General features: G+C 46.9%; 10 protein-coding genes and 4 tRNA genes. 13 read left to right on the forward strand and 1 reads right to left on the reverse strand.

Translation table 11 applies throughout. The features are described 5' to 3' along the window. Window positions 1-11: 11 nt before the first annotated feature. The 13 genes from dnaB (at window position 12) to rlmH (ending at window position 11,782) form a co-directional block, all read left to right on the forward strand. Complete coding sequence (gene dnaB / locus G548_RS0104565) at window positions 12-1,376, forward strand: replicative DNA helicase (protein ID WP_022792968.1); 1,365 nt, start codon at window positions 12-14, stop codon at window positions 1,374-1,376. A gap of 219 nt (window positions 1,377-1,595) precedes the next feature. Next, complete coding sequence (locus G548_RS0104570; protein WP_027847204.1) at window positions 1,596-2,888, forward strand: adenylosuccinate synthase; 1,293 nt, start codon at window positions 1,596-1,598, stop codon at window positions 2,886-2,888. Window positions 2,889-3,030: 142 nt separating this feature from the next. After that, window positions 3,031-3,106: transfer RNA gene (locus tag G548_RS0104575), tRNA-Lys, on the forward strand. Between the two features lie 5 nt (window positions 3,107-3,111). Beyond that, window positions 3,112-3,186 (forward strand) — tRNA-Glu (locus G548_RS0104580). A 61-nt stretch (window positions 3,187-3,247) separates the two neighbouring features. Further along, window positions 3,248-3,323 (forward strand) — tRNA-Asp (locus G548_RS0104585). Window positions 3,324-3,531: 208 nt separating this feature from the next. After that, window positions 3,532-3,607 (forward strand) — tRNA-Phe (locus tag G548_RS0104590). 227 nt (window positions 3,608-3,834) lie between these two features. Beyond that, window positions 3,835-4,545 (forward strand): response regulator YycF, encoded by a 711-nt coding sequence (gene yycF / locus G548_RS0104595; protein WP_022792970.1) that lies wholly within the window; start codon window positions 3,835-3,837, stop codon window positions 4,543-4,545. A 3-nt stretch (window positions 4,546-4,548) separates the two neighbouring features. Then, window positions 4,549-6,399, forward strand: coding sequence for a cell wall metabolism sensor histidine kinase WalK (gene walK, locus G548_RS0104600; RefSeq protein ID WP_022792971.1), 1,851 nt, complete (start codon window positions 4,549-4,551; stop codon window positions 6,397-6,399). Further along, on the forward strand, window positions 6,396-7,748 hold the full coding sequence (locus tag G548_RS0104605; protein WP_022792972.1) for a YycH family regulatory protein: 1,353 nt from the start codon (window positions 6,396-6,398) through the stop codon (window positions 7,746-7,748). The genes walK and G548_RS0104605 overlap by 4 nt, the downstream gene beginning before the upstream one ends. A gap of 1 nt (window position 7,749) precedes the next feature. Next, window positions 7,750-8,673 carry a two-component system regulatory protein YycI gene (gene yycI / locus G548_RS0104610; protein ID WP_022792973.1) on the forward strand — a complete coding sequence of 308 codons (924 nt, stop codon included), beginning with the start codon at window positions 7,750-7,752 and terminating at the stop codon, window positions 8,671-8,673. 18 nt (window positions 8,674-8,691) lie between these two features. Further along, entirely contained in the window at window positions 8,692-9,486 is a 795-nt protein-coding gene (locus tag G548_RS0104615) for an MBL fold metallo-hydrolase (RefSeq protein ID WP_022792974.1), read from the forward strand. A 213-nt stretch (window positions 9,487-9,699) separates the two neighbouring features. Then, the gene (locus G548_RS0104620) at window positions 9,700-10,947 is read left to right on the forward strand and encodes a S1C family serine protease (RefSeq protein ID WP_022792975.1); all 1,248 of its coding nucleotides are present in this window, start codon (window positions 9,700-9,702) and stop codon (window positions 10,945-10,947) included. A 355-nt stretch (window positions 10,948-11,302) separates the two neighbouring features. After that, on the forward strand, window positions 11,303-11,782 hold the full coding sequence (gene rlmH / locus G548_RS0104630) for a 23S rRNA (pseudouridine(1915)-N(3))-methyltransferase RlmH (protein ID WP_022792977.1): 480 nt from the start codon (window positions 11,303-11,305) through the stop codon (window positions 11,780-11,782). A 51-nt stretch (window positions 11,783-11,833) separates the two neighbouring features. Here rlmH and G548_RS0104635 read toward each other — a convergent pair whose 3' ends face one another. Next, the gene (locus G548_RS0104635) at window positions 11,834-12,469 is read right to left on the reverse strand and encodes an SH3 domain-containing protein (protein WP_022792978.1); all 636 of its coding nucleotides are present in this window, start codon (window positions 12,467-12,469) and stop codon (window positions 11,834-11,836) included. Window positions 12,470-12,610 lie beyond the last annotated feature (141 nt).

The raw sequence follows: 12,610 nt of genomic DNA on the forward strand, positions 1-12,610 counted from the left end.
AGGTGAAAGCAATGAATGATATTTTCACAGAACGGGTCCCCCCGCAGAATATTGAAGCAGAACAGGCTGTTTTGGGTGCTGTCTTTTTAGAAGGAGAAGCGCTTATCACTGCTACGGAGCACCTAATGCCGGAAGACTTCTATCGTCAGTCGCATCAGCGTATCTTTAATACAATGATTGAGCTGTCCGAACGGGGAGAGCCGGTTGATCTTATTACGGTCAGCACGGAGCTGCAGGCGAAGCAGGTGCTCGAAGAGATCGGCGGCCTTTCTTATCTAACCGATCTGGCAAATGCTGTGCCGACAGCTGCCAACGTCGGTTATTACAGTCAGGGCGTATACAGCAAGTCCCTGCTGCGGCGGCTGATACGGGCGGCAACTAACATAGTGAATGAAGGCTACAGCGGAGAGCATGATGTAGAGGAAGTACTTAACGAAGCTGAAAAGACTATAATGGAAGTGTCGCAGGAGCGCCGTTCGTCTGCCTTCGTTTCCATTAAAGATGTACTCATTGAGACATACGACAATATTGAAATGCTGCAGAACCGGGAAAATGATGTAACCGGAATCGCAAGCGGCTTTGCCGAGCTCGACCATATGACTGCCGGCTTTCAGCGCAGTGACTTAGTTATTGTGGCTGCCAGGCCCTCCATGGGGAAAACGGCCTTTGCCTTAAACATTGCCCAGAACATTGCGACGAAAACCGAGGAAAATGTGGCGATTTTCAGCCTGGAGATGGGCGCTGCCCAACTCGTGCAGCGGATGCTCTGTGCGGAAGGAAACATTGATGCTAACCGCCTCCGGACCGGCGCACTGCAGGAGGAAGACTGGGAAAAGCTCACGATGGCGATGGGAAGCTTGTCTTCGGCCGGCATTTTTATTGATGATTCCCCAGGCATTCGGGTGAACGACATACGCGCGAAATGTCTTCGTCTGAAGCAGGAACGGGGTATCGGAATGATTTTGATCGACTACCTGCAGCTGATCCAGGGAAGCAGCCGAGGCGGAGAAAGCCGCCAGCAGGAAGTTTCGGAAATCTCGCGTAATTTAAAAGCTCTCGCGCGCGAACTCGATGTCCCGGTAATTGCTCTGTCCCAGCTTTCCCGCGGTGTGGAGTCCAGGCAGGATAAACGACCGATGATGTCTGATTTAAGGGAATCCGGAAGTATTGAGCAGGATGCAGATATTGTCTCGTTTTTATACCGTGATGATTACTATGACCAGGAATCCGAAAACCAGAATATCATTGAAATTATTATTGCCAAGCAGCGTAACGGCCCGGTTGGTACGGCCGAGCTCGCTTTTATTAAAGAATATAATAAATTCGTTAATTTGGACCGGCGACACGATGATAATCAAATTCCGCCCGGAGCTTAGGCTCTGGGCTTTTTGTATAAGCGAACAAATTAAGCAAATAAAACTTTTAATGTTCGTGTTTTATTGACTTTGTGTGCCGTGGTTGATAGACTATCTAAGGGATTTTCTCCATAATAAAATTCGTACATGAAAACTTTAAATGAAGCCAAGTGAACGTTATTGGATAAGCAAAAAAATATGCCTAAGGTGCCGGCAGGAGAGATTGTGGAGGTGGACGCTGTGTCGTCAATAGTAATTGTGGGAACTCAGTGGGGAGACGAAGGAAAAGGAAAAGTAACAGATTACTTATCAGAAAATGCGGAGGTTGTGGCCCGTTACCAGGGTGGAAATAATGCAGGTCATACGATTGTGTTTGGAGGGACTAAATACAAGCTGCATTTAATCCCTTCCGGAATCTTTTATGATAATAAAACTTGCATTATCGGAAACGGAATGGTGATTGATCCGAAAGCGCTCGTCGAAGAACTGGAATATCTGCATGAGCGCGGAGTGGATACAAGCAACCTTCGTATCAGCAACCGCGCCCACGTTATTCTTCCGTACCATCTGCGTCTTGACGCCGTGGAGGAAGACAGCAAGGGAACAAATAAAATTGGAACTACCCGTAAAGGCATTGGCCCGGCTTATATGGACAAGGCTGCGCGCGTTGGAATCCGTATTGCCGACCTTCTGGATAAAGATGAATTCCGGGAGAAGCTGTCGCGGAATTTGAAAGAAAAGAACCGCCTGCTCGAAAGAATGTACGATGCAGAAGGCTTTGAGCTTGAAGATATTCTGAATGAATACTACGACTACGGCCAGTTTTTTGCGAAGTACGTCTGTGATACGTCGGTAGAATTAAATGAAGCGATCGATAAAGGCCGCCGGGTGCTGTTTGAAGGCGCTCAGGGCGTCATGCTTGATATCGATCAGGGGACGTATCCATTTGTCACTTCCTCGAATCCTATCGCCGGCGGCGTGACCATCGGTTCAGGGGTAGGACCTTCCAAAATTCAGCATGTGGTGGGCGTCTCCAAAGCGTATACGACCCGCGTGGGCGACGGCCCGTTCCCAACAGAGCTGTCTGACGAAACTGGAGAGCAGATTCGTGAAGTCGGAAACGAGTACGGGACCACTACCGGCCGGCCCCGCCGTGTTGGCTGGTTCGACAGCGTAGTTGTGCGTCACGCCCGCAGAGTTAGTGGTATTACCGATCTATCTTTAAATTCCATTGATGTGCTGACCGGTATCGAAACACTGAAAATATGCAAGGCCTACAAGTACCGGGGAGAGATTATGGAAGAATTCCCTGCAAGCCTGAAAGTACTCGCGGAGTGTGAGCCGATTTATGAAGAGCTTCCAGGCTGGACAGAAGATATCACCGGTGCTTCGTCGCTCGGCGATCTTCCGGTTAATGCCCGTCATTACATTGAACGTATCTCTCAGCTGACCAATATTCCTATCAGCATTTTCTCGGTAGGACCGGATCGGAATCAGACAAATATGGTCCGTGGTGTATGGGCGATCCAATAAAAACCACTAAGCATCTGCCATAGAGGCGGATGCTTTTTTCAACTAATCATTTTTTTCATATAAAACTAGTTGAAATTGCATCTGTGACGTGATAATATTACTCATGTTGTCGTTATCCATATCGACAATTTCTTCTTGTCAGGAGCCATTAGCTCAGTTGGTAGAGCATCTGACTTTTAATCAGAGGGTCGGAGGTTCGAATCCTCCATGGCTCACCATGAAAGGCCCGTTGGTCAAGTGGTTAAGACACCGCCCTTTCACGGCGGTAACACGGGTTCGAATCCCGTACGGGTCACCATTTTCTTTATCAGACAGAAAATGAACAGGCAAAAAGATTCGCAGTGTATTCTTTTTAAAAAGGGCCTGTGGTGTAGTGGTTAACATGCCTGCCTGTCACGCAGGAGATCGCGGGTTCAAATCCCGTCAGGCCCGCCATTTTATTTTTCCGATTTACGCATGATAAAGCAGCACTCCCTTTCATATGGCCAGGTAGCTCAGTCGGTAGAGCAACAAGCAATACTTCTCCGAATGTTCTGCGAGTTGTCCGTCCCGAATTGCTTCCTCGAATAAGCAAAGCATGAGGGTAAGGACAGTGGCTCCAAAAGTAAGAGCAGCACTCAAGCAAAAGCACTTCTCTTAATATGGCTCGATAGCTCAGTCGGTAGAGCAGTGGACTGAAAATCCTCGTGTCGGCGGTTCGATTCCGTCTCGAGCCACCATTTTTATAAAATAACCAGCGCCTGGACATTGACGTCCAGGCGCTTTTTTCACAGGCTTTAGGCCTCGATAGGAACAGATAAAGAGCTATGTTACAATGTGAAAGAGAATTGTAATCCTCTTAAATAGTTTGCAATAAACATAAAGAGGCATACCTGTGCAGGGTGTTACTACACATAGATGACTGAATTTATGCCTTTTCACATTTGAGGAATGGAGCGGTGGGAACATGGATGAGAAAATACTAGTAGTTGATGACGAACAGCCAATTGCTGATATATTGGAATTTAATCTTCAAAAAGAAGGATTTCAGGTTGTTTGTGCATACGACGGCGATGAAGCTTTAGAAAAGGTGGATAATTTCGGGCCGGACCTGATTCTTCTCGACGTTATGCTTCCAAACAAGGACGGCATGGAAGTATGCAGGGAAGTCCGGAAGCGGTTTGATATGCCAATCATCATGCTAACTGCTAAAGACGGGGAAATCGATAAGGTGCTCGGCCTCGAGCTCGGCGCAGATGACTATGTGACCAAACCGTTCAGCAACCGGGAGCTTCTGGCCAGAGTTAAAGCCAATCTCCGCAGGAAGCAGCCGGCAGCAGAAGAAGGAAGCACCGAGCCGCAGAATGCTATAAAAATCGGTGACCTTCTCGTGGACCCGGATGCGTATTTAGTGACAAAACGCGGTGAGCCGATAGATCTTACGCATCGTGAGTTTGAACTGGTTCTTTATCTCAGTCGCCATATCGGTCAGGTAATGACAAGAGAGCACCTTCTCCAGGCCGTGTGGGGCTATGATTACTTTGGGGACGTACGTACCGTGGACGTAACGGTGCGCCGTTTGAGAGAGAAGGTAGAAGACAATCCGAGCTTCCCTGAGTGGATTGTGACTAGACGTGGTGTTGGGTACTACTTAAAACATCCAGAACAGGAGAAGTAATGTATGAAGATTATCGATTTTTTCAAATCGATTCATTTTAAACTCATTTTGATCTTCGTGCTGCTGATTTTTGTAGCGATGCAGTTCATTACCGTATTTTTCACGAGCGCCCTTGAAGATACGCTCGTGGAAAATTTTAATGATACGCTCGCCGAGCAGACAGATCTTCTGGAGTATAATGTGCAGGAAGAACTGACACAGAGTCGAGGAGAAGACGATAATACGGTTCAGGAGGATATCGACAGTTTATTAAGCCAGTTTGCCAACTCAGGAGCAAACAATGATCCGGGACACTCGAGTCCCGAAGCCAGGGTTATCGGCTCCAACCAAATTATTTTAGGCACGTCGAACATAAACGAACAGGATATCGTCAATAATCAATCGAACGATGACCTTGTGCAGCGGGCGTTATTAGGGAACACGCTTGAAGAGGTACGCTGGGATGCCGACAGCGGCCACAGGGTCAGCTTAATTGTGCGGCCAATCGAAGAAGACGGAGAAATTCTGGGTGTATTGTACGTGCGTTCCGATATGTCGAGCGTGTACAGCCTGGTGAATGACATCAGCAGTATTTTGATTGCAGCGAGCATTATAGTACTGATTTTAAATGCGATCCTGGGGATTCTGCTTGCCCGCACGATTACACGGCCAATCGCAGACATGCAGCGCCAGGCGAAAATTATGGGAGAAGGAGACTTTTCCCGCAGAGTACGCGTATACGGTAACGACGAAATCGGGCAGCTCGCCCATTCCTTTAACCAGCTGACGCTGAAATTAAAAGAAAGCCAGGCAAGCACCGAGGACGAACGGAAGAAATTAAGCTCGGTTCTGACTCATATGACAGATGGTGTTATAGCCACTGACGAGCTTGGGCGCATTATTTTGATGAACAAACGCGCCGAGCAGCTGTTAAACAAAAACAGTGAGGAAATGGAGGGCACCTATATTACGGAAGCCCTGCACCTGTCAGAGACACTGACATCGAGCGATTTATATGATTACAATGAAGCAATCATGCTGGATTTCAGCAGCGAGGAACAGGATTTTCTGCTGCAGGCCAACTTTTCAATCGTGCGAAACGAAGACGGACCGGTTACCGGTCTTATTACCGTGCTTCACGACGTTACGGAGCAGGAAAAGATTGAAAGAGAGCGCCGGGAATTTGTATCAAACGTCTCCCACGAATTAAGAACTCCGCTGACTACGCTGAAAAGCTACATGGAAGCTCTCGAAGACGGGGCGATGCAGGACGAAAATCTGGGGCCCCGCTTTTTACAGGTGACCCAGAACGAGACAGACCGAATGATCCGGCTCGTGAACGACCTGCTTCAGCTTTCGCGGATGGACAGTGACGAAATCAGCTTAGACTTTTTTACTGTAGACCTGTCTGAAATGATCAATCAGGTGATTGAACGGTTTGAAATGATTAACAAGGATAAAAATATTGCTTTTTATAAAGAGGTCCCTTCCTACCCGGTATACGTAGACATGGACAAAGACAGGATTTATCAAGTTTTTGATAACGTGCTTTCGAATGCCGTGAAATATTCGCCGGATGGCGGGGAGATCAGTGTGCAGATGTTTACGCGTGCCGATGCTGTAGATGTTGAAATCAGCGACCAGGGCGTAGGCATCCCGAAAGAAAGCCAGCACCGTATTTTTGACCGGTTTTACCGGGTGGATAAAGCGAGAGCGAGAAATCTCGGCGGCACGGGGCTCGGGCTTGCGATTGCCAAGGAATTTATCCATGCGCATGGTGGAAGGATTGCGGCTGACAGTGAATGGAAAAAAGGAACCACTATATTAATTACGCTGCCATATTCAGTGATTAATAAAGCGGAGGCTGGATCATGAAAGAAACAATCAAATCCTGGGTGTTAACGATTTTAGTAATAGGCAGTCTGCTTCTTACCTGGCAGAACTGGTCGTTTCAGCCCGAATATGATAGCGTCAATTCTTCGGAAACCGTACAGGAAACGACAGAAATAGCTGAGACCCGGGAAGCAGGGGAAGTCGTCAGGCCGAATCAGGGAGTAGTGCGTGCAAATGGCAGGAGTGTTCTCATGACAGAGGATCAGGCTTCAGCCGATCTGGACAAGGTCTTCCGGCAGCTCGAAGAGGCAAGTATTACTGAAACGACAGCGACTGACCTGGAGCATGACGAGCTCTACCAAAATGCAGCTTCAGCAGCATATTCGATGGAACTTGTATTTCCATCGTCAGTATCGTGGTCGATGATCAATGAACTGTTCAGCTTTGAAGATGAAAGCGATGAAGCAGCGAGCATCCTGGATGGCTCGGTTGACCGTATTATATTAACAGCTTCCCCGGGGAGCGAGGAGCTGAATGCTGCGTTTGTTTCCTACGATCAGGGCGTGATCGTAAACAGCAATACAAGCCTCGATAAAAGCGATATAGAGTACGAACGATACCTCTCAGAGCATGAAAACATGCTTACCTACAGTGCTGATGAAGACGGGTACGAGAAGCATATTTATATCCCCGAAGACCCGGGCTCCCGAACGAACTATACCTATGCCTCTACGAGTTTATCAGCCAACAGCTTTCAGCAGGTGTTACTGCCGGAAGGGAACGGACAAAACCTTCAGACCTACAATTATGATTCCTCGGAAGTCATTACAGACGGTACGAGAGAGTTGCGTATAAATGACGCCGGAGATTACCTTCGTTACGCCAACCCGACCTACTCAGAGCAGACAGACGGAAATGATACAAGCAGCCTTGTTTCTTCCTTTGAGTTTGTAAACAATCATGCCGGATGGTCGGATGGTTACCAGTATTATGATTCCAATACTGTGGACGGAGAAACGACGGTTACATTCAGAATGAATAAAGGCGGTCTTCCCGTTTTCCGGGATTCCAATGGCAGCGATTTTGCTTCCATTCAGGTGTCGAACGTAGGAACGCAAACGAGTGGATATTCCCGGCCGCTGTTTGATTTGGAAAACAATCCGATCAGAACCGGGGACGCCGGCGTTTCCACCGACCTATCAACCGGAGAAGAAACGCTCGATGCCGTGCAGGAGCAGTGCAGCTCTTCTTTGATTGAAGATATACAAATCGGCTACAGCATTTCAAGAAACGGGGAGAATTCCGGTTACTATGATATGGAGCCTGGGTGGTTTGTGCGTTGCGATGGCAGCTGGTCTCCGGTAGAGTTTGACGAAGAAGGAGGAGAATAAGATGGACTGGGCGAGAACAAAGACCATTTTTATCGTTGTTTTCCTGCTTCTTAACACGTTTTTGCTTTCCAGCTATTTAGAACAGCAGACGAATTATCAGGAAAGCTCTGCTTCCCAGACTGGCGGGGAAGAATCGCAACAGCGGCTTTACGGTTACTCTGAAGAGGATCTGCCGGACCGGATTGAACAGCTTCATCTTGAAGCGAGCTATGTGGATTTTGAAAGCGGCGGCCGCTCCCAGAAAGTAGAAAACAATTCAAACATTAATGACATTACGTATATATCAAACGAACGATTGATTGGAATGAGCGCCACACTCGAGGAGCCGGTGGAAATATCTGAGGATAACCGGAACGAGGATCTGGCCTCCTTTTTAAACAATTATGTCTGGAATGCAGGGGACTATGAGCAGGGACAGATGGATGAAGAATTAAACAGGCAGTACTATTACCAGACATTTGACGATAAACAAATTTATAAACCGGAAACGTCCGCCCAGCTTGAGCTGGTGTTTAACGAGCAGAACGAGATTGTCGGCTTCCGCCAGTCGTATTTTGAGCTCGACGCTACTCCAGCAGACAGCACTATCCCGGCAGAAGATGCTATCGAAGCCCTGGGGAACCCGAGCAATGGTATTCTGCAGACAAATGATACGGTAAGCGATGTGAGTGTTGGTTACTTTAACCAGGTTACACCTCAGGGAGAAAACGTTTATTTATATACACCGATGTATATTGTGGAAGTAAACGGAGAATCAAGGTACCTGGTGAATGCCAGAACCCAGCGCGTCCAGTCATGGGAGCAGGTAATGGAGGATAACGGCGAAGAGGACATCATGGTCGAACCGGAAGTGCCGGAAAATGGCTCTGACCCGGAAGAAAATGGCTCAGCGGAAAACGGGGAAGAAGCACCGGCTAATGAATAGGGAAAGCAGGAGGATAGAATGACACTGCAGTTCAGCGTACTTGCCAGCGGCAGTACAGGCAATGCTATATACGTACAAACGGGGGAACAGCGTTTGTTGATTGATGCAGGCTTGAGCGGCAAAAAAATAGTAGAAAATTTATATGCTATCGGCGTTGACCCGGCAGCTCTGGACGCACTGATAGTTACTCACGAGCACAGCGACCATATTAAAAGTGTGGGGGTATTAAGCCGGAAATACCAGCTGCCGGTGTATGCCAATTTAAAAACATGGCAGGCCATGGAAGGGCTTATCGGCAAGGTGCCCCTTGAACAGAAATTTCACCTTGACCGCAATCAGCCGGCTGCATTTGGCAATATTGAGCTTGAGCCCTTCCACGTTTCGCACGATGCAGCAGATCCCATGTTTTTTGTGTTTCACCATGAAGGCAAAAAGCTGGCGCTTGCCACAGATATGGGATACGTCAGTGACCAGATTAAAGGCACGGTCAAAAATGCCGATGCGTACATTTTTGAATCAAACCATGATATTAACCTGCTGCGCATGGGCCGCTATCCATGGAATGTCAAAAAGCGTATTCTGGGCGATTCCGGGCACGTGTCGAACGAAGATTCCGCTTATGCGCTTGCTGATATTGTGGGAGACCGGACGAGCAGGATCTATCTCGCACATTTAAGTCGGGACAACAACATGAAGGACCTGGCGCGAATGACAGTAAAGCAGGTCCTGGAAGAAGAGGAAACAGGGATAGGCCATACGTTTCACCTCTACGATACGGATCCGTTTATTCCGACGAGTCTGCACACGCTTTAAACGAAAATATATGGTACACCTGTGGGGTATTCTCTATAAACGTAAAAAATTATCAAAAGCATGCCTTTTACTAGACGAGGTGTGCTTTTTCTTCGTACAATAAATATACATCCCGGCACCCGAGACGGGTATGATAAAGGGTCTTTATTACAACGTGAGTCAAAAGCAATGGAGGAAGTCCCGGTATCTTATGAAAAAAGGAAGTGTCGGAATATGGGTTATTATGATGATCATGCAAGAAAGGAAAGCCAGAGGCATAGAAAAAGTCGCAGAAACGTAGGTATCGCAGGCTTTGTAGGGGCAATTATCGGTGCGGGGGTAATGACAGTATCAGCACCGTTTATATATGATTCGGTTTCAGGGGAAAATAATGAAACGATTGATGGAACGGCGGATGTATCGAACAATGGTTCAGAATCCGACGTTTCTACGGAAGAAGTCAGTGCAGAAGCTGGAACGGTGACGGCAGCAGCAAACGAAGTTTCCGGGGCTGTAGTCGGGGTATTTAATCAGGTTCAGGCAGAAAACGCCGGTATTCAGGGCAGCGAAGGTCAAGAAGGAGATTCTGTCGAACAGGGCACCGGCTCCGGCGTCATTTACAAGAAGGAAAACGGCTCAGCGTTTATTGTTACTAATAACCACGTCGTGGAAGGGGCAAACTCTGTGGAAATCAGCCTCGAGGACGATACCCGGCTTGAAGCAGAGATTGTCGGCACTGACCCTTATACCGATTTGGCCGTATTAAAAGTAGACGGCGGGCAGATAGACACTGTAGCGGATTTTGGCAGCTCCGATGACCTGCAGGTGGGTGATCAGGCAATTGCTATCGGCAATCCGCTCGGCACAGATCTGTCACGAACGGTGACAGAAGGAATCATCAGTGCAAAAGACCGCAGTATTCCGGTAGATTATGACGGAGACGGACAGAACGACTGGGAAGCAGATGTCATGCAGACAGACGCGGCGATTAACCCGGGTAACAGTGGCGGTCCTTTAGTTAATAGCTCCGGTCAGGTAATTGGAATTAATTCCATGAAAATTGCCCAGTCTTCGGTGGAAGGCATCGGGTTTTCGATTCCAACGTCAGTGGCATTGCCGATCATTGAGGATTTAGAAGAAGACGGTGAAGTAGAACGCCCGCAGCTGGGGGTAGCTATTCAGTCTATTTCCGAACTATCGAGCTATAACTGGACAGAAGAACTGGGACTGCCGGAAGATGTGGATCACGGAGTATACGTGACCCAGGTCCAGCCCAATTCTGATGCCCAGGAGGCAGGACTGGAACAAAACGATGTCATCACTCAAATTGACGGTGAAGAAGTTCAGGGAGGCAGTGACCTCCGGAATTATCTCTACAATAGTACGGAGATTGGGGATACAGTTACTGTAACTTATTACCGGAACGGTGAAGAACAGACCACCGAGATAGAATTAACACAGACCGCCTCCACAGGTGAATAAGTCATTTCTTTAAGGGCCTTCTAACGAAGGTCCCTTTTTTGTGGATAAATATAGAGACAATCAGCAGAAAGAAAATCTATGCTACAATAGACTCTGGAAAAATTGTATAGAGAAAGAAGTAGAAGCCTTGACATACTGCTGTAAAGAAGACATAGAAGAAGCATCAGCCGAGCTCTGGAAAAAAGAGAAGAAAAATTTCCATCTGTGGATAAGTTTGTGGATGAAAACCGAAAAGTATCCACGTTCTGTGAATATTGCTCAAATAAATCAGAGTTTACCGTGGGATTTCAGTCTCGTTCACTTGTGAATATGTGGATAATTTCTGTGGAAAAATAAGCTGGAGGGGAAAAGACCTGTGAATATATTGATTGTTGCTGTCGGAAAATGCAAAGAAACATTCATTAATGAAGGAATCGCAGAATATAAAAAAAGACTGAGCAGACAGGGCTCCTTGGAAATTGTTGAAGTAAAAGACGAAAAAACACCGGAGCAGGCCAGTGAGAAGGAAAATGAGCAGGTAAAGAATACAGAGGGCGAACGCATTCTCAAAAAGATTCCCGAACGTGGATACGTGATTGCTCTCGATCCGGGAGGCAGAATGATTTCTTCTGAACAGCTGGCTGCAACCTTCCAGGACCTGGCCGTCCAGGGAACGAGCACCATCGTTTTTGTCATCGGCGGCTCTCTCGGTCTATCTGGAGAAGTGTTAAAACGGGCTGATTTTAAATGGTCGTTTTCCGCATTAACTTTTCCGCACCAATTAATACGCCTGATGCTTACAGAGCAGATCTACCGTGCAGTCCAGATTAATGCTGGGAGTCCTTATCATAAATAAAAGGAATGTAAAAAGCGCTTACTCTTAAAGGAGCAGGCGCTTGTTTAACAGTTAATTATTGTAGGCACTTAACTGTTCTTCATAGGCAAATTCAACCATAACAAAATCATAACCCCAGTCGTCGTAAGCGTTTTGCAGAAGCGTTTCTTTTGTACTGGTGTCGATGGAAAGCTCTAATAAGCTCTGGTAGGCAGCCCTCTGCTCCTCTATGACAAAATCCTGCATGACATAGTCGTCAGGCCAGTCGCTCTCCGCATTTTCTTTAATGCGGGTCTCTGCCTCGTCTTCAGTAATCGAAGCGATAACGTTCGTGTAGCTGCCATTTGTTTCTTCGCTGGATTCAGTTGAAGTTTCTACCTCTTCTTCCTCCTCGTTGAAGGTCTCCACCTCTTCTTTTAATTCTAAATTTTCTTCCTTAAGCTCTTCGTTTTCTTCCAGTAAGACCTGGTTCTCTGTCTTTAAATTTGTTTTCTTTTCTTTTAAATCACTTTTTTTCTCCCGGAGTTCTTCATTTTTTTCCCGAAGATTAGAGATTTTTGTTTTTAGTTTCTCGTTCTTTTCCTTTATTTCCTGCAGTTCTTCTTTCGCAGAAGATCCTGAAGCAGCTTCGGTCTCTAAAGAAGTATTGCAGGCTGAAAGCATGAATAAGGAAACAAGACCTACGACAGGTACAAGCTTTTTATTCATATAACCTCCTGATAAAATGTATTTAATAGTTATATAGTACTGCCAGAGGGAAGGATAAACAAGCATTTGTTTGCCGAAAGCTTCTTTTGGTGAGCGATTCCTTTTTGAAGGAATGCTTTGCTTTATGCAAAAAATTCGGCG

The sequence above is a fragment of the Marinococcus halotolerans DSM 16375 genome, from assembly GCF_000420725.1.
Classification (GTDB): domain Bacteria; phylum Bacillota; class Bacilli; order Bacillales; family Marinococcaceae; genus Marinococcus; species Marinococcus halotolerans.